Origin of the sequence: Specibacter sp. NPDC078709 (genome assembly GCF_040686795.1) — a bacterium.
GTDB lineage: Bacteria > Actinomycetota > Actinomycetes > Actinomycetales > Micrococcaceae > Specibacter.
The window spans coordinates 568,185-588,921 of record NZ_JBFBLU010000001.1 but is presented as its reverse complement, the minus strand read 5'-3'; the positions used below and the strand labels follow the sequence as shown (position 1 = coordinate 588,921).

Below are 20,737 nucleotides of genomic sequence, written 5' to 3'. Positions count from 1 at the left end.
GGTCCTAGGGTGCGGCGGCTCGGTTTCTCGCGGTGACTAGGAAGTGTGCCTATGAAGTGCGCGGAGGAAGTACGACGCCGGGCCCTCACCTCGGGTGGTCAGGCCACTTGCTCTTGAGGTGCAGAGATATCCACGAACTCCCCAAGTGCAGTGCAGTAACCGGGTTCCCTGAGCTTTTTGATGGTTAGGGATTCAATCTGACGGATGCGCTCGCGAGTGACGCCATAAATCTGCCCGATTGTGTCAAGGGTCTTTGGTTCCCCGTCGCCAAGGCCATATCGCATAGAAATAACTCCAGCCTCGCGTTCACTGAGGGAATCGAGGACGCTATGCAAGGCGGCACGCATATCCGTGCGCTCAGCGTATTCGTGAACTGTGGCCTCTAGCGGGTCGTACATTTGCTCCGATAATGGTTCTGATCCGCCGCGACCGTCGGGAACCAGTATGTCTAGGGAGAACACCGGGGCAGCGTACCTCAGGAGCTTGAGAACATTTTCCACGGTGGAATCGAGTTGTTGCGCCAATTCTTCTGACGTTGTGGGCCTTCCCAACTCCACAGACAGATGGCGCCTCACGGAGAGCAGCTTGTTGATTTGTTCCGTGATATGGACTGGAACGCGGATGGAGCGCCCAAGATCAGCAATGGCACGAGTAATTGCCTGCCGAATCCACCAAGTGGCGTAGGTCGAGAACTTGTTGCCCAAGGTGTAATCAAACTTCTGGACGGCGCGCAGCAGGCCCAGATTTCCTTCCTGGATGATGTCAATGAAATCGAGGCCGCGATCTAGGTACTTCTTCGCAATGGAGACAACGAGCCGCAAATTTGCGCTCGTCATCGTGTCAAGGGCACTGGCACCAAACCGGGCCAGCTTTTCCAAGTCGTGGCGGTCGCGGCGGGAGTCCAAAGCGCAGTTTTCCAATTTGTAAGAGGCCATCAAACCAGCCTCGATAGCTTGACCTAGATCCACCTCGGCGGCTGCATCGAGAAGTGGAAACTTGCCAATCCGTTTGAGATAGTCGGCCACAATGTCGTCCGTGAGACCAGTAACGTGAGCCAACAACTCGACCGGCTCATCGTCGTCGTCCTCCTCTGGCAGCTCAAACAGGGGAGCAGCCGGTTTCGGAACGGCAACGTCGGGTTCCGGTTGCGGCGAAGGAGTGGACCTCTCATCACCGGATGTGGCCTCACCTTTACCGCCAACTGATGCGGCATCATCCGGCACTTCAATTTCCGGGTACCTCAGGAAATCTTCGATCTCCTTCAGATCGGTGACTATTTCAAAGAACTCATAACGACGCGCAAAGGGAAGTACACGGCCCAAGAATTCTTCACCCTGCACATCAGGGTCTTCCACGGTATTGATTGCAAACAGCACCACGAGCCGACCAACACGCCCGTCTTTCTTTTTACGAATCACTCGTCCCAGCCGCTGCACCATCTGACGTTGGCTGCGATTGGCGGCCACGATGATGCCCAAATCTGCCTCGGGCACGTCCACGCCCTCATCGAGAATTCGAGGAGCAGCCAATACTTGGGCATCGCGATTGCTGAAATTAACGAGTCCCTGCTTGCGTTCCTCGGGACGCATGCCGCTGTAGATCGCCGTAGCGGTGCAACCCACCGTGCGGAAGATATCTTGGGCGCTGCGGGCAGAGGCTTGGGTCTGGGTGAACACCAAGGTGCCTCCCGACTCTGCAACGGGTTGATGCAGTGCGGCCAGCGCCAACCCCTTGGTCTTGGTTTCGGCTAATAAGGACAAACGCGCGGACAGAGCCTTCATATATTTGCGAGCCAATCCTGCCTCAGCTGTCAATGACGCCGAGGCGGCCAACGCTGCAATGGCGGCAATGAACGCGGGAAATGGCGTTGATGGCACGTTGGCGTACTGCTTCAGGTATAGGGCGGCCTTGGACATGGTGTCGGAGAGTTCGTCGTATTGAGCGCGCTCAGCTGGTGTGAGCTCAACACCGACCAAGGCGATATCGAACGGGGCTATAACCTCGTCACGCAATGCCCTGTCATACCAAAGGTTGAAGACCACTCCGCCAAAGTAGGGCGACAACATTTCATGATGGCCGCCGTCGTTCCTCTCATACGTGGCAGTCAATCCCAAACGCCAGTTGTAGCCCTGACCCAGCGCCGCGGCGAAGAGGGGAGCCGCATAGCGGTGGCACTCGTCGGCGATCAGTAGCCCGGCTTTGTGGACACGCAGCGTCTGGTGCGTCGCTGCCGAATGCACGATGGCGATGAGGACATCCACATCGTCCAGAGAATCCTTGCGACCGTTGCCCAATAGTCCAGTGGACGCGGCGGGAAAATCGCGTTTTAGGGTAGCGAGCCATTGACGCTGGAGCTCTGCGGTGGGGACCAGAATGAGTACTTTGATGCCCTGTCGGACAGCCTCATGGGCAGCCGCGACACCAAGGCGGGTCTTGCCGGAACCCGTGACAGCTTCAATGACGCCACGGCGAGCATTGTTATGCCAAGCGTCGAGCGCCTCGTGCTGCCAGGGGTAGAGGAAACCGTAATCGGCTGCGGCAGGTATGCTCCGTAGGATGGGCGGCAAGCTGTCATGAAGGACCTCGTCGGCACTTGCCAATGGTGTGTCCACTACCTGTGTCATGATGACTCCTTTTCCTGCGCAGTCCACCGGAACGTGATGGTGGTCTCAGACTAGGAGGAGGGTCTGACATTCAAGAGTTACAAAAGTTTTGAGTATGCGTTTGACGGGCCAGATTCTTCCGGTGAGAATCGACAGACATCCCGTAATTTTGCATGGATGACCTGCCGAGAATGGACTGGCTATGTGGAGTATGGACGCAACTTGGGGAAGCCTACGGGCGACGCGGCGACAATTCGCAGAGAGCGGAGGTTGGACGAGCTCGACAGACCATTTGGCGCACCCGGGGGCCTTGGACTCATCGATGGAATACCTCGATGATGAACCGTACTTTTCCTATGATGCGCGCAAGCACTACGTGCCAAGCGCGGTGAAGTACTACTTAACCGGTGCCAATGGTCGTGCCATTCGCCTCGCTAAAACGGACGAATCTGCTGGCACCAGCGTGTATCGCCTCGACGGGGAATGGGTCGCCCACGACCACCTAGATGTTCCTGCCGACGCCGGCACTGCTCACGTCACCGAAAATGCGGTTGACGTGTGGGACCGATTCAATGGGAAAGCGTCTGTGCGGGCTTTTGCCAACACCAATCTGGACAACCCGGCAAAAGGCTGAGCCGCCTCAACCTCGTGTAAAAATCCTACGCCGCCAGGGCCAGTGACCCTTGGCCAGCCAGTCCCAGCACCGACTCCTGAATACCTGACAACAGCACGTTTCTTTGCGCGTTTGTCAGTTCTGCTTCCTTGGCGCGGCGGGCCAAGACAGCGAGCCTGTCTGCGGTGTTGTTGAGGTCGTTGCTGCCGTGGCCTTTGACCCACTGGAACGCCACCAGAGACTTCTGCGTCAGTGCACGGATGGCCGACACTTCTTCGCGGCAACCAGTACTGAGACCTGAAGGAAGAGCAGAGTGGGTGGTGAGCAAATTGACAGCGGTCAGGTTGTCAGAAAGTACGGTGACAGCGCAGCGGCCGTCCATCGTGCCAGCGAACCGGGCACGTGCGGCCAACAGTCCCAGATAAATGGAGTGCAGCTCGGCCTTCAGGATGTTTCCATGTTGGCTGGTCCGCAGCCCCAAGATGGGAGGGCTGTCCAAGCCGAAGTCCATGACCCAACCGTGGCCGCGCCACGAGCTACGGGTGCCCTTGGACGCATCGGTAGCGATGACAAGGTTGGTGAGCAGCGATTCAATGTGTTCGGGAACCGCCCTATCAATAGCTGCAGTCGCTGCGGCCGGCGGAAACAATGGGCTGACTGTGATGCCGGCAGCTTCCAAAAGATCGCTCAGCGTGTCCGCATAGACCGGGACGTCACTGCCAGGCTGGAGCGACTTGATGGCAGCCAGAATTTCTGCGAGTTGCCCTCCGCATCGGTCCTTGGAATTGGGCGTCAGTCTGGAACCAACACGCATTTCAACAACATCCGCACCCTGGGTCCGCACAACAACCCACACGCAGCGGCCCCACCGGAATTGCACCGCAGCAGTAATACCGTGTCTGGCCCCAACTTCCATGAAGGCCGGCCGCAATCCGAGGAGTCCGGGCCCGGGCAGCGGCAGCTTGCGGCTCGCTGTGGCAACTGTTGCTGATGCGCTGCTGTCCATGAGGGCACTCCCTGAATCGTCGATGTGGCTATTGAGTGTGAGCCTAGGGGCAGGGACTGACATTGTGAGCAGACGGAGTGGCGACCATGCAGAGCGGTAGGGGAATGTCGCCCTTCGGGGTCGTAACAATCTTGCGATGTCGGACCCCTGTGGTTCATTGAGACCATGAAGCTACCCAAGATCCTAGATTCCGCCCATGTCGAGCAAGCCGCGGCACTGGTCCAGGACTACTACACCGAGACGTACAAGCGCGGCGAAATCCAGACTGGTGCCCGCTTCGAATCATGGATGGGTGGCGGTGACGCACCTGAGGTGGTCAACACCATCACAGCCAATGACCTGATTGCCGTGACGTTCCTCTCCGTCAACGTCCCCGCACCTGCTGCCATTGGGATTCTGGAAACCTACAAGGAGAAGATTTCCGAGTTGCTAGAGCAGATCCCGGCCCACCTTGAGCTTGCTAACCTTTCTGTCGAGGAGTTCGCCTCAACGCTGGATCAGGACAGTGCAGCCATCCAGCTCTGGAGGCTTCTGCGTCAATCTGATGCGGAGCGTTGGGGTGTTGGTCCCACTACGGCAAGCAAAATCATGGCCCGAAAGCGTCCGCTGCTGATTCCCATTTATGATGCCGTGATCGGGTCAGTGATGGAAATGAAGAATTCTGACAAGCAGTGGAGCTTCTGGCATGAGGTACTGACGGACGGATCGGGACTGCCCGAGCGGTTGAAGGAGATTCAACTGAAATCGGGCGTCGCCTCCGAGGCCTCAGCACTGCGCATCATGGATGTTGTTCTGTGGAAGCACGGCAAAATGCTAGCAACGGCGAAGAAAAAATAGACGGGACCGGACTCAGCCGTCCTAGAAGAGCCTATTCTTCATGCTTGCCATGCTCGTTTGAGAATGGCAAGCATGAACGTACGAGAAGAAACTGGACCACATAAGTTTCCTGAGTAAAACCGCGCCGTGGGGCAGCCCCAGGGGGGCCATCCCGCTTCTTCCTTGTGGCTCGGCACAGCAGTACCGGCGCCACGTCAAGAGGCTGCAGTGCCTGGCACTCCCACACAAAAATGGGGTGATTGCTACTGGGGGCAGGATCCCGAATTCGCCGCCAAACGGGGCACCGGCGGCAGCTGGATCATCATCCGGCACGAGAGAGGAAGCGTCACTGAAGAGACCATCGCCAGCGACAGAGATCTAGTGGTGTTGTGGCTCGAAACCTTCCGCAACCGTTTTGTCCTCCCATGGGGCGTTGGGTACGCAACTGAAGATCAAGACGCCGCCGAGCTTGCGCCCGCCACACTGCCAGTGCTGGAGGCAGACATGGCAGATGCCCGCTATCCATACCGAGCCGACTGGATTGCTAAGCGGGCCGCGTTTTTCGCCGCACTCCCCGATGCCACTGAGGAAACGCCTGCTCCTGCCCAGGGTGACTAGGCAGTTCCCCGCAGCACCTTCATAAACGCACCATTCGGCTGGGCGTTGGGCAGTGTGCGGCGGATCCGCTCCAACGACTCCATGGCATGCCCTCCCAGCAGTTCCCCATACAGCGCGGCAACCGTGGGCGTCCTGCTCTCGGCCTGGACACAGTGCAGGTACACGGTCCGGCCTTCGGCACGGAACCGGGCCACCGCCTTCGCCGCATCCCGCAACACAAACTCCAGATGGATATTCTCAGCCGAATCGGCATTGTCAATGAGCCAAAATGTCGCGTGATTCTCGGCCGCGATGGCAGGAGCCTCTTCCTGCCCAACCCTGCACAAACTAACGACGGCGGACACCTCACCCAGCGCTGCCGGCAGGCCGCGAGTGGCGGCCTCAGCCGAACCGAGGAACGGCAGCTGCGCTGAGCCGCCAATCCAGACGCCGGCATCATCGGGGTGCTGCACAACCGTGCCAATTCCCCGCCATCCGCTGTAATCCACAGCTGAAAGACGCGGCCACGAACCCGGTCGGTTCCCACCTGCAACGAGTTCCAGTGCCAGCGCTACGAGCTCGCGCTCGCCGTCGGCACCCCAGCCATGGAGCTTCCGGCGCCATCCAGAAGAGATAGCGGAGTAGCCAGCAGCGGCTCCGATGAGTCCGCCCGCAATAGCTGCAACGGTGTCGGTATCGTTGCCGCCTCGAACGGCATTCTCCAAGGACAGTCGCAGCGCCTCCGGGCCAACAGATCCGGCCGCGGCAACACCGTGGTGAATCGCAGACCATGCGCCCTGGAACGCCTCCACCACCCAGCCATTCTGGGTGAAGTCACGTGGCTGCCATGCTTCAGCAGTCCGGATCCGTTCGAGCCACAGCTGCGCTCGCTCGCTGTCCAGCTGCAAGAGGCCAATCCGCACATCCAGCCGACCCGTCAGTACAGCGTGGCGGATGGCAGCAGTCCACAGCTGGCAGGCCTCCGTGGCGTCGAGCTCGTAGTGGGTTAGCCCGCTGATCTGAGCTGCGGCGTCCCACAAGGCAACATCTGAGTCCAGCAGCGCCAAGGCGACCGGAGCCGTCCGCATCAAGGAACCATTGCCGGCAGACCGCCCACTTGCCTCGTGGTGAGCACGCGCTGCAGCGAAGGCAGCGGCGTCGGCGCCCAGGCCATCAACCATGAGACGAGCCGCCCGGTGCAGGACGGAACTCGTCTGTGCGCCCACATCTTTGGACTCAGCGGCCCACGCCTGCCAACCGGTGACCATCGATGCGAGGGTGGTGCCAGCGGAAGGTGCGTGTCCGGCGTCGAACCCGTCAAGGATGGAGTGGGCAATGACGATCGCCATGGAGGTATCGTCGGTCCATTCGGCAGGGGCGAAGCCGAAGGGGCCGCCGCCCTTCATGGTGACGGGCGTGGTGGAGGGGAGTGCGGGGCCGAATTCGTAGCCCGCGCCGAGGGCGTCGCCTGCTGCGGTGGCAACGAGGACGCCGGCTGCGCGGTCGAGCTGTGCGGTGGTGAGTTTCATGGTGCTCCCTTACGGTTCTCAAAAGCTTGTGGTCGGGCCGCTAAGGCCCTGAAATCTGTTGAGCCGGAGTTGCTGGCTAGGCAAGCATGCTGTGTTTGCCGTTCCACGCAATGAGGTGGGCAATCTGCGGATCAGCGCCGTCCGTTCCCTCAATACTCACGCCCTTGAGGGGCAGCTGGGGGTGGTTACCTTCAAAGCGTCGTGCCGGAATGGTGCGGTTTCCGCTGCGGTGCTCGGCATGGTCTCGGAAAACAAAACCGTTGGAGGCGATGGCGACAATGAAGTCCCTGGCAGACTGCGCCCGCACTATCGCTGGTGCACCGCGGCCTGCAGGCGTATTGAAAAGCAGCAGGTCCGGCACCATGGATTCCATGAGTTCGGCGTAGTGCTGGCGGAACAACTTGTGAGATCCGAAGAGCTCCAGAGACAAGACCCGCCCGTCAAAACCGATGATGACTCCGCGCTGGCCGTCCACGATGTTCGGCAGCACAATGTCCTGCGGCCGGGGCTGGTCGAGGTGATCCAGCAGGGAGCCAGTGGCGCTGGTGGTGCGGCTTCCCTCATAGCGGTGAACTCGGTGCCAGACGTCGCTTTGGCGGTCAGTTCCCGTCCTGTGAAGTCCGGCGTGGACCTGAAGCGGTGCGCGTCGTCCGGAGCTGCGGTGCTCTGCGCTTCCGCTCCATCGGCCCTTTTCTACACACAGGACATTGATGACGGCAGTCTCTGATGCGCCAATGAGAACCGTCTGCTCCGCGATGCGGTGTTGCTGGCCGCTTTCTAGCAGCTGCCCCTCCGTCAGTAGAGCCGCCTTGGCGCCCATGTTGGTGACGGTCAGTCGGCCGACCTCCGGTGTGGGAAGTTCTTGGACTACCAGTTGGGTCTCGGAACCTGTCACCAAGCCCTGTGTTTCAGGGGAATCCGCCCAGACCGGGAAGATGGTGGCCGATCCGCACTGGGTGCCGAAGCCTACGTGAAGTTGGGGCAGTTTCATGGCGGTTCTCCTTTAGCTAATCTCGGTGAAATAATCATTTGCGCATTTCTGCGCTAAATCAAAGGTAAGTCATGTTGCACACTTTGCGCAAGTCTGCGCAAAATAGAGTTATGACTTCCTCCCATGAGTTGCCCACGGACCAGCCTGGCAAGACTTTGCAGGACTACCCCCGACCCTCAGTCGCGGTGGACACTGCACTACTGACAGCGCACGACGGCGGTCTGAAAGTTCTCCTGGTCCACTCACCTGGGGGCGAATGGGCTTTGCCGGGGACCTTCCTCCATCCGGGGGAGAAGCTGGCTGACGCTGTCCTTCGCTCTCTTCGCGAAAAGGCTGGAGTTACTGGGCGTTCTCCGCAGCAGCTGCACGTTTTTGATGAACCCGGACGGGATGCGCGTGGCTGGGTTTTGTCCGTGGCTCATGTTGACGTGTTGCCAGCGTCGGCGCTGCTTGAGCCTCTAAAAAGTGAACGGGCAACAGTGGTGGCCGTCGAGGAAATTCACAACAGCGAGCTTCCTTATGACCATGCTCAGATCATTGGCTTCGCAGTGGAACAGGTCCGCAGCCGGTACGCGACAACACCAGATCCCGGTGGGCTGCTTCAATCACCCTTCACGCTGAAGGACCTGCGCCTGGTCCACGAATCCGTGTTGGGGGAGACGCTGCAACGGGACACCTTCCGCAGAGCCATGGAACCGCACTTGGCAGGTACGGGAGAGATGTCAGATGGTGCAAAGGGCCGGCCAGCCGCGTTGTTCAGGGTTCGCTAAACCGGCTCTGGACTCGATGAGTTACGCCCAGCTAGATAGATACTCGGCATGCGCGACTGCGGCCAGAGTTACCTGCTCCACCGTCATGTTCGGCAGTTTTTTGTAGCGGTAGACAAAATCGGGGTCGAAATGGTTGAACTCTCCGTCAGCTTTGCCCTTCTTGTTATGAGAGAGAGGCGCGTCTGACGACCCTAGTATTCGATCCAAATGGTCGAAGGAGAAGAATTGTGGGTTTTGTCTGGCGAAGGCAGCCCGGGTGTTCTTACTGTCGGGGCCCTTGCCCGAAAGGTGGGGGAGGACCAAAGCCAGGCGGAACTGCCCCTGCTGGTATTGCCAGCCCGCGCTGAATTGTCGACCTCCGCTTTGAACTTCAAAGAAACTGCTGACGCCGGGCAGGGCGTTGCTAAAAAGGCTGTACGCAGTTGGGGCCTGTCCATGGCGTACGAGACGATTGTTGATGTGATCGGCGACCCGTTCATCAACGCTGCTGATTCTGGCGGTGCCAACGAGACCACCTAGGGCAAATAAAACGGTCGAGTATCGCTGTACCGTTTCGACTTCGTAACTGGTTTCTCGACCATCAAATGCGAGCTGGAGGAGCTCGGCCAGCCTTTCAAAGCTGAGATGTTCCCACTCCAAGGCGCGACCAGACTTGTTGGTATAGCGCGTCTGGTAGCCATCTTCAATGAATCCAGAACGTGTAGGACTAAGCAGTAGCATCTTGCTAGGGCTGTTATCCCATTTGGACGCCTTCTTGGCGTAGCTATCAAGTTGTTTCGGGCCGGGTACGGAAAATACCTTATTCTCGATGACTAATGGATCTTTGTCTGGCCAGTGGAAGACGAGGTAAATATTCTCCTTCTCACGCTCAACGCGGCGTTCGCCACTTCCCACTCCGACCTCGACGAATGATCCGAACACCTGGTCCGTTTCATCGGGGAATGCGTGGAAGATCCAAGCCAGCATATTGGAGTGAAACAACTCCTTATTGCCGAACATGATTTGAGCTAACGGTTCTTCGGCAAGCTGCTGTGCAAAAGTGGCACGTGAAGGCAGCACAGGTGCAGGAACACCGTTGAGAAATAACCGAACAGGATTGGCCGCGCCTGTGCTCGGCGCGAGGTGACGGACGCTGGATCCGATCCAAGCATCCGTTTCCAAGGATTTGTGCCCGTTAAAGTAGGAGCGCTTCTCAAGCCCCTTGGCGACTTCGGGAGCATACCGCTCACTGCTGTTTCCCCAGGAATCAATTTTGTAGGCACTGTGAATGATTCCGTCAGCGATTCCAAGTGCGATCTCAGCGCTATCACGGCTCTTTGATCCGATACGCCAGTTGCCTCGAGTCATGTCATAGAGATCAACTTCCGTGTTGGCTTGGTGGATGCTCTTGCTGATGACAAACATGACGACGGGAGAACCTGTTCCTTCAAAAGGCTGTTGGAAATCTGCTGAATCATTCAAGTTGATGCCCCCGAAACGACTGATCCGTCCGGCGCAACGGCCATGCCCAGCCCACCCGGACGGTACTCGCCCTGGCTAATTTCTGGCGCTGGGTGCAGGTACGGCACTAAGGAGCGGCGGGTGAACGTCGCCAAATCTACAACCGCCAAGCCCTCCGCAGTCGCCACATAAGCGGCATGGGTGGGGAAGTGGACCCCAATGCCCCACGGTGCCGCACCAACAGTGAGGAATTCAACCGCGTCCTTGTCTTGGTTCTCCGGATCGATGCGCGCGATCTTGTCCGTGTGCGCCAGTGTCGCCAGAAAAAATGAAGAGTTCGACGCCGGGTGACTCACCGTGGGTGCTGCGCTCGCCGTCGGTGTCGGAGCAGCAACGGTGGTGGGCTTTTGCACTGGCACGCCATCTGTGGTGCAGCCGGCCAGGGCAAGAGCCGCAATTCCGGCCGTGCCCAACACGGTCCGCCGGGCGATTACGGGCTCCACTGCCGTGCCCGCGAAAGAGCTAAACGTAGCTGCGTTCCGCCGGCTTCGGCGATCAGCCCCGTGTCGCCAACAACCACCAGCAACGTTCGTGCTCGGGAAAGCCCAACATAAAGCAGCTCGGCTGCTCGCTCCATATCCTTGAATCCATTGATGCACAGGATAACAACGGAGCGTTCAAGACCTTTGAAGCCCAAGACGTGACCGTAGAACTCACTTTCGTTGGCATGGAATTCACGCCAGTACTCACCGATTTCATTGCGGTCAGAGTATTCCAGATGGATTGGATGCCGGTTTTTGGTTGTCAGTAGGGCAATTTGGTTATTGGTCCAGCCGTCTTCGATGAGTGCATCGATGCAGCTACTCGCAACGTCCAAAGCGGCATCCGTAGCGCATTCGACCATCCGGACAGCCATGCCGGTGCTACCCCGGGAAATGAATTTATCCCCAGCAAAGCCCTTGAAGGTTTCGGCAATCTTCTTTGTATTGCGCAGATTCTCGTCAATGTGGATCGGTAGGAGGTCGGATATCGCAGCGTCGCTGGACCAGCGCTTGTAGACGTCCTGGCCATCATCCATAAAGGCATAGATTTCAGACTCCTCAGGATCCTTCAGGCAGGCACGCAGCGCTTCCCACCACAGAGGTGCAAAGTCCTGCGCCTCGTCAACGATCACGGCATCGAACTTTTCATTCTCCGGAAGGTCGGCGGCGAGCTCTTTCAAAATCCGGGGCATTTCCACATCGTAATAGTCTTGCCCCTCGCCGTCGGGGACACCCAGGGACTTCACGAATTCATGGAACTCACCGGTAAATGCGGGCTGGGCCTGTCGCCAGCCGCTGACTTGGTTGGACAGGTACATGCCAAGTCCCTTGTTGTAGCAAAATAAACCTACGCGTTTTCTCGATTTGCACAGCTCCCTGGCCTTTTCCACCGCCAGCCAGGTTTTGCCGCTCCCGGCACCGCCGGTGAACCTGATGCGAGGCAATGAACGAGTCGCAGAAAGGAGGACCTTTTGCCGCTCCGTCAGGTGATCCTGCTTATCTTCATCTTCTCCATAGCCGGCTGCGTCATTTTTGGCTTGGTCAAGATTTCCCTCGAGCTTGGGGATAATTCTTTCCAAGAATGGCTTAGCTAGCGGTCCTGTGCCGTTTCCTTCGTCTTCGATAGCGTGGCGAATCAGTTCGGCAGGTTTCTTGAGATCGTTCTGATCTAGAAACAGGACTCGAGGATTGCCGGACTTGACCCAGTCTGGGCCAACAGACGAGTAGGGGAATGCCGCCATGTAAACGAACCTGCTGGTCAGCAGTATTCCCATGTGGTCTTGCAGCCATAGCTTGAATGCATGTTGGGAACCTTGGGACTGGGCCAGCGGGTCTTTCAGTTTGCGTTTGCCATCAGCTCCACCGGATTGGAACCACTGGCCGTGCTCATTAGTAACTAGGCCACCCTTGACCTCGATGGCTGCCAGACCTACGCCGGGCCAGAGCACCAGAATGTCGATCTCGTGTTCCGCCCGTCCGTGCCGTACCTGGACCGAGTGGACCAAGACGACGTCGTCAGGCAGCAACGCTTTTAGGACATCCCAGACGGCCTTTTCGGCAAGTTGGCCATCGCTGAAATCAGGTTCGGGCGGAATAAGGCGCAAGGCGTGGTTACTCTCGATCCGACGTCTACCTACCAACAACCTACCTGACCCATCCCCCATTTAGGGCTGCGGCTCCGTATTGCGGCAGGGCGCCGTTCCTAACCGGGAAGATAGCCTGCAGAAATTGCATCATTGGACTAAATCTGGCTTGGAGCCTGTCGCGTTCATACCGCACACGAAGACCGGTTGGACGTCTCTGTCGAAGCAATCCCCATAAACTAGGACAAAAGTCGATCGGACGTATGTTTGAAGTCCGTCTGGCCCGCAATTCAAGAGTCGATTGACGGATTTGGAACCAATGCGCCGTCGTCTATGGAACTGGTGCCTAAATAGATACACTTCAAACGGTTCCAACACCCAGAATTATTCAGCCTGTGATAGAGAACGCAGATACTTTGTGGCCGAAGTATCGATGGTGTCATGAGAGTATGGACGGGCGCTGTATGCCCAAGCTTTAGTCGTCGGAGGAATCATGTCGTTATCTGTAGTCGAGATCTGTGCTGGCGCTGGCGGCCAAGCTCTCGGCTTAGACCTCGCTGGATTCCAACATCGCTTGGCCATTGAGATTGACCATCATGCGGCAAACACGCTCCGCCACAACCGTCCCCTGTGGGATGTCAGAGTGGGCGACGTGGCCGATATATCAGTTTGGAACCCCGGAGACTTCGACGGTGTTGATCTGCTTGCCGGCGGAGTTCCATGCCCACCATTTTCGATGGCTGGTAAGCAGCTTGGTGCTGAGGATGAGCGTGATCTTTTCGCGTGGGCTGTAGAAGCCGTCGGTATGATGCGGCCTCGGGCGGTGCTTCTAGAAAACGTGCGTGGGCTATCCATGCCCCGATTTGCTGCCTACCGCCAACGGGTTAAAGACAGACTGTTGGAACTGGGATACTGGTCGGACTGGAAGCTCCTCGAGGCCAAAGATTTTGGCGTGCCCCAGCTCCGGCCACGGTTCGTACTAGTTGCGCTTTCTCATGAAGATGCAGCCTACTTCAAATGGCCGGAGCCGAGGGCCGATGTTTTATCCGTCGGGACAGTTCTGGAGTCGCTCATGGCTGCCAATGGCTGGGCGGGTGCCCAAGACTGGGCGAGGCGGGCAAATAGCATCGGGCCGACCATCGTCGGCGGCTCAAAGAAGCACGGAGGTGCTGACCTCGGTCCGACGAGAGCCAAGGCTGCGTGGAAGAAGCTTAGTGTTGACGGGTCTGGTGTGGCCGACAGCGCCCCGAGTTCCGACATGCCAATTAACTTCATGCCGAAGTTGACGATCCCGATGGTCTCGCGAATCCAGGGTTGGGATGGTAATGAATACGCTTGGGAATTCCAAGGCCGGAAGACCAGCGTCTACCGTCAAATCGGCAACGCCTTCCCGCCGCCTGTTGCGCGTGCAGTTGGCGAATCTATTGCGAACGCCCTGAACAACGTGGGCACACCCCGAAACCTTCATGAAATAGTCAGCGGCGAGGTTGTCCACGATCCGATCTACCGCGTGTTGGTGGCAGCTGATTCGCCTCTCAGTCCCAGCGCTGCCATCAAGCGGGCTCGTGTAAGCATGAGCCGTGATGAGTTCATGGGTCACATGAATCGGTTGCGACACGACTTCGAAGTCGAAGTACATGGAACAGATAAGCGCCCAACCTTTAAGCTGGGAACGTTCAAAGGGTTTACAGGGCAGGCCGAGCATGCTCGCCATTCTGCGTTTAGCGACAAGTCGGCCCGCTCGCGCATCAGCTAGGCTCTCGACACTATGTCAAGCCCCGGGTTTGGTGGAGGGTTTATTAGACCCGTTCCATCGTTTTGATGGCGGGCAGGTTTGAGTAGTAATTGGTTTCTGCTTCCACGGGTGGGATATATCCGATTTCGCCGTGGAGGCGCCGGTGGTTGTACCAATCGATGTATTCAGCGACGGCTATTTCAAGGTCATTGATGCCGGTCCAGGGGCCCTTGTTGCGGACCAGCTCGGCCTTGAAGAGGGAGTTGAGGGCCTCGGCCATGGCGTTGTCGTAACTATCACCCTTGGCCCCTACGGAAGAGACGGCTTCTGACTCGGCAAGGCGCTCGGCGTAGCGGATCGCACGATACTGCACGCCTCTGTCCGAGTGGTGAATAAGTTGTGATACATCTTTTCGATCATGCCGGCGAGTCCATAATCCCATTTCCAACGCGTCCAGCGCTAGGGCTGTGTGCATGGTGGTGGAGAGCTGCCACCCGACCACGCGGCGGGAGAAAACATCCAGCACGAAGGCCGCATAGCCCCAGCCAGAAAACGTCTTGATGTACGTTATATCTGCCACCCAGAGACAGTTTGGTGCCGGGGCTGTGAACTGCCGCCGGACCAGATCCGCCGGCCGCTCAGAGATGGGTCCTGACACTGTCGTACGAGGCCCCTTGGCCCGCCTCACACCGTGCAGCCCGGACCGGCGCATGAGCCTCTCCACCGTGCACCGCGCGACCTTGTGGCCGGCACGGTTCAGGGCGGCATAGACTTTCCTGGCCCCGTAAACACCGTAGTTTTCCTTGTGCACCTGTTTGATTTTTTCTGTCGTCACTGCATCACTGACAGTACGTTTGGAGTCAGGGCGGGCCTTGGCAGCGTAGTAGGTGGAGGGGGCGATCGGCAGCTGCCTGCAGATCGGCTCGACCCCGTATTCATCCTTGTGCTGGTCGATGAAAGTGATCATCGTCGTGAGGGGCGGTCGAGCTCCGCCGCGAAGAAAGCCGACGCTGATTTCAAGATCGCGTTCGCCCTCCGCAGCTCGGTAACCTCTCGCTCCAGCTCGGCCAGCCGGGTCGCGTCATCAGTGGTCGTGCCAGGCCTCACGCCCTGATCGATCTCTTCGATCTTGACCCAGCCACGGATCGTGTCCGCCGGGATACCCAACTGCGCGCCGATACGGGTGCAAGCTCCCCGCCGGTCAGCCGGGTTCTTCTGGGCGTCCATCACCAGGCGGACTGCTCGCTGGCGAAGCTCATCTGGATATTTCTTCGGTGGTGCCATGGTGCTCATCCTTTCAAGGATTCAACACCCTCCATTAAACCCGGGGCGGTTCACTACGCCCACCAAACATCCGAGGAAGTACCTTGGATATCGATGTGGCCTAGATGCAGGCCCCTGGTCAGATGACTATTCGATAACAGCAGCTGGGAACTCGCCCAACGTCCAACGGGTGGCGCGTCCAGTGGAACATGACTACGCACCATCGCTTGATCAATCGTGGCTAAGGCGGCGACTTGCATCGTGTCGTCTAGGCCCACTGTAACCAGCCTCCAGCTCGGGTCGCGAGTGGAAACCTCATACTCGTTGCGACTTAGGAAAATTTTTAACGAGCGCATCTTGGAAGTACTCTTTACCTCAAGGTGATACTCGGCATTATCCACGTAAACGCATAGGTCAAAACCAGCACCATCGTCGAATGCCGAGATTTGCTCCACCGCGTTCGCACCCGATTGAAGCAGCAACTCGGCGAGGGCTGCTTCACCTGCTGCGCCGACAGCCGCCCGCATCTCCAAATCAACCTTGCCGTATGCCCGGCGGATTATTTCTGGTGCCCAGTCTTCGTTGAGCTCCAGTGCGGATACCATGTCCATCGCCTCAGTTGGTGGATCAGCGATTGCGCCTTCCACCACGCTGTCCTCGAGCCATATGGGGAGGTTCTCTGCAATCACATCCGCAGCAAAAAATGCTCTCAACTGTTCGCCAGATGCCCAGATGAGGTCGTGGCGTAGTCCTTCGCCGGGGAGATATATGCCCATTCTATTCAAGAGGGCGAAACCACGATCGTATTGGTCTCGTGACAGGTCTTGATACTGGGCGTTGTTCCAAAGCAACGACTTGGCTTGTGAGTGCGAACCGCCTCGCAACAAGTGCAGCCACCGACCTGCAGCCTGCAGAGTCCTAGTTGGGGTTGTCATAGTTCTTCAAATGCTCAAGGAGTGCGGCGATGTCTCCAGAATCCATCCCCTCAGATTGTGCGGGCGCGATGTCGATATCAACTAGCTGCTCAACGTACGGATCATTGAGAATATTTAGTTGGAACCGAATTTTCAGATCCAAACGCTCGTGAACCACCTCGTCGATTGTGCCTTCAGCGATTAGAAGTACCATACGGGTCCGGACGTCACTGGGTAGCCCTAGACGATGGATCCGGTCGAGCGATTGAAGGTATCGACCGGCGTTGTAGTCGCGGTCTAAGTAGATGGCCTCATGGCACACCTGATGGAGACTCACACCCTCGCCCAATGTGGCGGGGTTGGATAACAACACCCATGACGTTGAGTCGTGTCTGAATTTCTTAAGCTGATACTCGCGATCCTTTGTACCGCCGTGAACCATGGCAGGATTGAGCCCGTTATCTTCCAGGAGTGCATGCAACGACGTCAAGTTTCTGACGTAAGTCGACCACACAATCGTCTTCCTTCCCGCGATCCTGTTCTCGTTGAGGATCGCCAGAGTTTCTCGGTATTTCGGAGGAAACTCCAAAGCGGGGAGGTCTCGGAGCAGGGCATCGAGAGCCTTATCGTGAGGCACCTGTCTCGAATCGAACTTGAAATCAAGGGCGTCGTACCGGGACTGGCCCAGAGACAGTAGCGCAGGTGAGTCGGCGGCCATTAGCAACCTTGATGCAGTCATGTTGAGGACTGCTGGGTCCGCGGAGTCCTTTACCCGAGTGCGCGATGCCTCAATCAGAGCGTCGTAAACTTGGCGGTGAATTCCGTCGAACTTCACGCGCCGCGGTTCAATAGTCGTGGGCGGTAGCGCTAGGTCTTCTTTGGTCGTTCTCACATAAAATGGCGCAAGTTGACGACTAGCTGCCTGTAAATTAGCACCTGACAGAGCACCCTCAACGCGTCTGCGGCCCATACCGGGCCAGACAAAGCCGAACAGACTAGATAAGTCCTCTGGACCGTTGGGCGCCGGTGTGCCGGTCAAAATTAGGCGCGTCTTCGCATGAGGAGCAAGTGAATAGCAGGCTTGACCCCACTTGCCTGCGGTGCCGAGTTTCATGCGATGGGCTTCATCTAGAACCAGGAGTGTGGGCCGGGCCCTTAGATGAAGGGTCAGAGAACCCACCAGGTCCGCTATACGCTCGTAGTTAACCAAGACAATGTCGGTGGGGGGAATCGCCTTGCCGGTTACTTGGGCAATCGAGGGAGTGGACTCCTTGTCGTAGCAGCCAACGAGCTCTGTAGTCCAGGCTTCGTAGGCGGACTTCGGACACACAACAACCAATTGCTCGATGGCACCGGCTTGGCGGCGTGCTTCAAAATACGCAAGGGTGACTCGAGTTTTTCCAGCTCCGGGAACGCTGAAGTTCGCGCCGTGAGACAGGGACAGAAGTCCGGCGAGGTCTCTTATCTGGAACGGTCGCATATCTGCGACCCAAGGAGCTTGAAGCGAGTCTAACGGGAAGTTCCTATCCCCTAAACGCCCATGGGCCGTCCCAAGTCCAGCGGAATCTACCACATCGCTTATGTTGCCTTGAAGGAGTTCAAGGAGCTCTTGCTCCCAATGCACTTCATCGTCGGACCATCCGCCAAGGCGTTCCAACCCGTGAAAAAAGTCCTCGAGGTCTATCGAAAAATGCCGCGGGTTCACCGTTGATGCAGAAGGAAATCGTGCGCGCATACGAGTGAACCTCGACGCTGCCTCCTGCGACGGTCCGTGCAGGACAAGATCAACGCGAGAAACGGCCGTACCCAGACTTAGCTGAAGTTTGGTCACGACGCAGTGACAGCCTTGAACAACCAGCCGACACCCTCACTGAGCTCCCCGCCGACCACAGCTGGTTTTACGTGCTGGGCGAGCCGGGTTAGCTCCCTCTTGAAGCTTTGTAGGGCGCTGTCCAATTCCTCTGGGTCAAATGACCTTGCGGCTTTGGAACCGGCAATGGCAGAAATAGCCGCACGAAGATCTTCCGTAGCGTCTTCGAGCGATTGAATAGGGGCGTCGTGTGTCTTTTTTAGGCGCGCGCTCTTGCCCGCGGTTGTCAAACCATTTTCGATAGCCGAGTCGAGCTCGACAAGCTTAGCGGCGGATATTCTTACTTCATCGGGAGTAGCAACGGTGGACGTCTGTCTTACGGCGCGAGCCTTCAACGCTGAATCAGTCAGCATGGAAACGCGCTGCGTTTCGGAACTGGGCCCGGCAACTTGTAGACCACCTGGTACGCCAGGGACGTTGATCGTTGTGGGACTGAAGTCGCCTGGGGGCAACACCTCGGCGGCGTGATTCTTGAGAAAGTCCTCATCAATTAGGCGTACATCCGTTTTGGATTTATCCATGACGATGGCCAACAGGCGCTGCTCAAGTAGTCGATTCGCACGGTCATGCTGGCCACTTCTTTCTAATTTCGACCACGCTCTATGGAGTTCTTCAAGTTTGCCTTGATGGGTCTCAAAGTCGACTAACCGCATCTTTACTTCAGTGCCATCTTTGAGTTGGACACGGCTGCGATCGATGGCGTCACGAATTAGATTCAGAATCCAAATGGAGCGTTTATAAGTCTCAGCCCGCATCCGGAAGTCCTTTTGGATTGCTGTGGGATCGTCTCCACGTGCAACTCGGTCGTCGACCGCCAGGAGAGCGTTGACAAAAGAGTAGTCGCGCTTGTGCTCTTTGCGGAGTTGCAAGACTAGTTCGATAGCTTCGGTGTCGGCTTCCGCGGCGTCGCTGGGAAGAACGGCGACGAGAATCTCTCGTTTACCTAACTCTCTCAGGGCAACACATCTAGTGTTCGCATTAATTAATACGCCGGCACGCGTCACGATTCCGGGTTCTTCTTGCCCGTATTCGTCTAGGGATTCCCGGAGTTCCTTGAATGAAGTATCTTCATTTTCAGGGTTCACGGGATCTCGAGTTAGCAGATGTTGAAGGTAACCTTGAGCCATTTCGCCGTAAGGGTCATCTTCAAGTGCCTTCTCACGCACCGGATCTAGGGATTTTTGGGCGCGAATACGGTGGGTATCTGGATTCAACATTAAGCTGTCCACCGGCAATGAGACCACGGACAGGATCTCAGGTTGTCCCCGGAAATCAACTGTGAGTGTCCGCTGTTCACCAGTCTTTTCTAAGCGCGCTGCAAGACGCTGCTCGATCAACTGAGCCACAGCTGCGGCGTTGGGAGGCAATTGCCCCATTACGACCTCCAATTATCCGATACTAGTAGCCCTATACTAGATGAGATTACCTAACCGTTTGATATGGCGTTGGAGCGTATATTGGTTCTCCCCGATTGGCGAACGTACCCTGGTGGGACTATGAAGAAGGCAGCGTTATGGCTTGCTGACTTTGTTGGTGAAGGTGAAGTTTTCACCAAGGACGAGCTTCGTGAGACTTTCCCCGGTGTGAGTCAGATTGATCGTCGTGTGCGTGATCTACGGGATCATGGGTGGATCATCAATACCCGATCCGAGGACCTCGATTTAGAGCTTGACGAGCAACGGCTTGTGCGCATAGGTGGCAACGTGTGGGTCGCTGGATACAGATCTCCCATTAAAGTCAACGGACCCAGCCCCAAACAAAGGCAAGAAGCTTTAACATCATCGAACCATCGCTGCATGGCTTGCGGTGCCGCGGCTGGCGAGCCGTTCTTCGATGAGGTCCTTACAATTGCCAAGCTAACCGTGGTGGGTTCGCCAGGCATTGGGTGGATCGCTTGTTGCCAGCGGTGCAAGAAAGGTGAAAGCCTTCCCTCTTCTAAGGCTGAATTCCTAGCGGACTATTCGCTCCTTACCATTTCTGAGAAGCGGGTCTTCGCAGAGTGGATTCATGCTGATGTACGTGAAAGTACTCCGCTGGATCGGGCTTGGGACCAGTTCCGTAGGTTGACCGAAGAAGAACGCCCGGGCGCCCTCTACATAGTCGAGGCAGAAGTGCAAGGTCGGAGAGGGCGCTACAGCGCATAAAATTATTTCCATATCGCTGGCTGCGGTATCGGTCGAGGTGGCTCGAAAACAGTGAGACTTGTGTTCAGTAGGGACTCGGAGAGTCAAAATGCATGCTATCGGCTGGTGCACTGGCTTGTAGCTTTGTCGCAAAACAAGCTGGAATTGGCTGAAAAGTACTCCGCCACTGGATGCCAGGGGCAGTTTCGCGACGGCAATCTGCAAAAATATCGATTTTGGACTTTACCCCGATTTTTCGGGAGCTCGGCTTCAACTTCGTAAATGTGAGTGGAGGTAAGAAGCGGCCCGGATCAAGGAGGAATCGACCAAGCGCCTATGGGA

The 20,737-nt window shown here is 57.3% G+C and carries 17 protein-coding genes and 1 other annotated feature; of the genes, 6 read left to right on the top strand and 11 right to left on the bottom strand.

What is annotated here, in order from left to right; translation table 11 throughout:
* Positions 1-98: 98 nt before the first annotated feature.
* Positions 99-2,624 carry a sigma-70 family RNA polymerase sigma factor gene (locus tag AB0P14_RS02545; protein WP_363837290.1) on the bottom strand — a complete coding sequence of 842 codons (2,526 nt, stop codon included), beginning with the start codon at positions 2,622-2,624 and terminating at the stop codon, positions 99-101.
* Between the two features lie 301 nt (positions 2,625-2,925).
* Here AB0P14_RS02545 and AB0P14_RS02540 point away from each other — a divergent pair, with 301 nt between their 5' ends.
* Positions 2,926-3,237, top strand: a complete 312-nt coding sequence (locus AB0P14_RS02540) for a hypothetical protein (RefSeq protein ID WP_363837288.1) — start codon at positions 2,926-2,928, stop codon at positions 3,235-3,237.
* Positions 3,238-3,262: 25 nt separating this feature from the next.
* Here AB0P14_RS02540 and AB0P14_RS02535 read toward each other — a convergent pair whose 3' ends face one another.
* Complete coding sequence (locus AB0P14_RS02535; RefSeq protein WP_363837285.1) at positions 3,263-4,222, bottom strand: RNase H family protein; 960 nt, start codon at positions 4,220-4,222, stop codon at positions 3,263-3,265.
* A 165-nt stretch (positions 4,223-4,387) separates the two neighbouring features.
* On the opposite strand from AB0P14_RS02535, the gene AB0P14_RS02530 reads away from it, so the two are divergent.
* Together AB0P14_RS02530 and AB0P14_RS02525 are read left to right on the top strand one after the other, a co-directional pair.
* Positions 4,388-5,059 carry a DUF6308 family protein gene (locus AB0P14_RS02530; RefSeq protein ID WP_363837282.1) on the top strand — a complete coding sequence of 224 codons (672 nt, stop codon included), beginning with the start codon at positions 4,388-4,390 and terminating at the stop codon, positions 5,057-5,059.
* A 207-nt stretch (positions 5,060-5,266) separates the two neighbouring features.
* A complete protein-coding gene (locus AB0P14_RS02525; RefSeq protein WP_363837279.1) occupies positions 5,267-5,656 on the top strand; it encodes a hypothetical protein in 390 nt (129 codons plus the stop codon).
* Here the strand turns inward: AB0P14_RS02525 and AB0P14_RS02520 are convergent.
* Positions 5,653-7,164 carry an ADP-ribosylglycohydrolase family protein gene (locus tag AB0P14_RS02520; protein ID WP_363837276.1) on the bottom strand — a complete coding sequence of 504 codons (1,512 nt, stop codon included), beginning with the start codon at positions 7,162-7,164 and terminating at the stop codon, positions 5,653-5,655. The two genes, AB0P14_RS02525 and AB0P14_RS02520, sit on opposite strands and share 4 nt — an antisense overlap.
* A 76-nt stretch (positions 7,165-7,240) precedes the next feature.
* Positions 7,241-8,155: a DUF6569 family protein gene (locus AB0P14_RS02515; protein WP_363837273.1), complete on the bottom strand. Its 915-nt coding sequence runs from the start codon at positions 8,153-8,155 to the stop codon at positions 7,241-7,243.
* A 110-nt stretch (positions 8,156-8,265) separates the two neighbouring features.
* On the opposite strand from AB0P14_RS02515, the gene AB0P14_RS02510 reads away from it, so the two are divergent.
* Complete coding sequence (locus AB0P14_RS02510; protein ID WP_363837270.1) at positions 8,266-8,925, top strand: NUDIX domain-containing protein; 660 nt, start codon at positions 8,266-8,268, stop codon at positions 8,923-8,925.
* 21 nt (positions 8,926-8,946) lie between these two features.
* Here AB0P14_RS02510 and AB0P14_RS02505 read toward each other — a convergent pair whose 3' ends face one another.
* From AB0P14_RS02505 to AB0P14_RS02495, 3 genes are read right to left on the bottom strand one after another with little or no spacing between them, the layout of a single operon-like run.
* Entirely contained in the window at positions 8,947-10,386 is a 1,440-nt protein-coding gene (locus AB0P14_RS02505; protein WP_363837267.1) for a PD-(D/E)XK nuclease family protein, read from the bottom strand.
* The gene (locus tag AB0P14_RS02500; protein WP_363837264.1) at positions 10,383-10,868 is read right to left on the bottom strand and encodes a hypothetical protein; all 486 of its coding nucleotides are present in this window, start codon (positions 10,866-10,868) and stop codon (positions 10,383-10,385) included. Before AB0P14_RS02500 ends, AB0P14_RS02505 begins: the two co-directional genes overlap by 4 nt.
* Positions 10,856-12,571, bottom strand: coding sequence for an NERD domain-containing protein (locus AB0P14_RS02495; protein ID WP_363837261.1), 1,716 nt, complete (start codon positions 12,569-12,571; stop codon positions 10,856-10,858). Before AB0P14_RS02495 ends, AB0P14_RS02500 begins: the two co-directional genes overlap by 13 nt.
* 412 nt (positions 12,572-12,983) lie before the next feature.
* On the opposite strand from AB0P14_RS02495, the gene dcm reads away from it, so the two are divergent.
* Positions 12,984-14,246 carry a DNA (cytosine-5-)-methyltransferase gene (gene dcm, locus AB0P14_RS02490; RefSeq protein ID WP_363837258.1) on the top strand — a complete coding sequence of 421 codons (1,263 nt, stop codon included), beginning with the start codon at positions 12,984-12,986 and terminating at the stop codon, positions 14,244-14,246.
* A 43-nt stretch (positions 14,247-14,289) separates the two neighbouring features.
* Here dcm and AB0P14_RS02485 read toward each other — a convergent pair.
* From AB0P14_RS02485 to AB0P14_RS02470, 4 genes are all read right to left on the bottom strand, one after another.
* Positions 14,290-15,509 (bottom strand): IS3 family transposase gene (locus AB0P14_RS02485; protein ID WP_363837255.1). Its coding sequence is split into 2 segments (ribosomal slippage): positions 14,290-15,230 and positions 15,230-15,509, totalling 1,221 coding nucleotides; the frame shifts between segments, so codons are not numbered across the junction.
* Positions 15,118-15,231: a sequence feature (AL1L pseudoknot), on the bottom strand. Its footprint overlaps the gene before it by 114 nt.
* A gap of 53 nt (positions 15,510-15,562) precedes the next feature.
* Positions 15,563-16,264 carry a DUF3883 domain-containing protein gene (locus tag AB0P14_RS02480; protein ID WP_363837253.1) on the bottom strand — a complete coding sequence of 234 codons (702 nt, stop codon included), beginning with the start codon at positions 16,262-16,264 and terminating at the stop codon, positions 15,563-15,565.
* A gap of 142 nt (positions 16,265-16,406) precedes the next feature.
* Entirely contained in the window at positions 16,407-18,137 is a 1,731-nt protein-coding gene (locus AB0P14_RS02475) for a DEAD/DEAH box helicase (RefSeq protein ID WP_363837250.1), read from the bottom strand.
* A 92-nt stretch (positions 18,138-18,229) separates the two neighbouring features.
* Positions 18,230-19,648 carry a hypothetical protein gene (locus AB0P14_RS02470; RefSeq protein WP_363837248.1) on the bottom strand — a complete coding sequence of 473 codons (1,419 nt, stop codon included), beginning with the start codon at positions 19,646-19,648 and terminating at the stop codon, positions 18,230-18,232.
* Between the two features lie 120 nt (positions 19,649-19,768).
* On the opposite strand from AB0P14_RS02470, the gene AB0P14_RS02465 reads away from it, so the two are divergent.
* Positions 19,769-20,416 (top strand): hypothetical protein, encoded by a 648-nt coding sequence (locus AB0P14_RS02465; protein ID WP_363837245.1) that lies wholly within the window; start codon positions 19,769-19,771, stop codon positions 20,414-20,416.
* Positions 20,417-20,737 lie beyond the last annotated feature (321 nt).

What these genes read in the sequence shown, in the direction of transcription:
- AB0P14_RS02470 (WP_363837248.1), bottom strand. Translation starts at nt 19,648, where the DNA reads ATGGGGCAATTGCCTCCCAACGCCGCAGCTGTGGCTCAGTTGATCGAG.
- AB0P14_RS02520 (WP_363837276.1), bottom strand. Translation starts at nt 7,164, where the DNA reads ATGAAACTCACCACCGCACAGCTCGACCGCGCAGCCGGCGTCCTCGTT.
- AB0P14_RS02495 (WP_363837261.1), bottom strand. Translation starts at nt 12,571, where the DNA reads ATGGGGGATGGGTCAGGTAGGTTGTTGGTAGGTAGACGTCGGATCGAG.
- AB0P14_RS02475 (WP_363837250.1), bottom strand. Translation starts at nt 18,137, where the DNA reads ATGCGCGCACGATTTCCTTCTGCATCAACGGTGAACCCGCGGCATTTT.
- AB0P14_RS02535 (WP_363837285.1), bottom strand. Translation starts at nt 4,222, where the DNA reads ATGGACAGCAGCGCATCAGCAACAGTTGCCACAGCGAGCCGCAAGCTG.
- AB0P14_RS02530 (WP_363837282.1), top strand. Translation starts at nt 4,388, where the DNA reads ATGAAGCTACCCAAGATCCTAGATTCCGCCCATGTCGAGCAAGCCGCG.
- AB0P14_RS02545 (WP_363837290.1), bottom strand. Translation starts at nt 2,624, where the DNA reads ATGACACAGGTAGTGGACACACCATTGGCAAGTGCCGACGAGGTCCTT.
- AB0P14_RS02465 (WP_363837245.1), top strand. Translation starts at nt 19,769, where the DNA reads ATGAAGAAGGCAGCGTTATGGCTTGCTGACTTTGTTGGTGAAGGTGAA.
- AB0P14_RS02510 (WP_363837270.1), top strand. Translation starts at nt 8,266, where the DNA reads ATGACTTCCTCCCATGAGTTGCCCACGGACCAGCCTGGCAAGACTTTG.
- AB0P14_RS02515 (WP_363837273.1), bottom strand. Translation starts at nt 8,155, where the DNA reads ATGAAACTGCCCCAACTTCACGTAGGCTTCGGCACCCAGTGCGGATCG.
- AB0P14_RS02480 (WP_363837253.1), bottom strand. Translation starts at nt 16,264, where the DNA reads ATGGGCATATATCTCCCCGGCGAAGGACTACGCCACGACCTCATCTGG.
- dcm (WP_363837258.1), top strand. Translation starts at nt 12,984, where the DNA reads ATGTCGTTATCTGTAGTCGAGATCTGTGCTGGCGCTGGCGGCCAAGCT.
- AB0P14_RS02540 (WP_363837288.1), top strand. Translation starts at nt 2,926, where the DNA reads ATGGAATACCTCGATGATGAACCGTACTTTTCCTATGATGCGCGCAAG.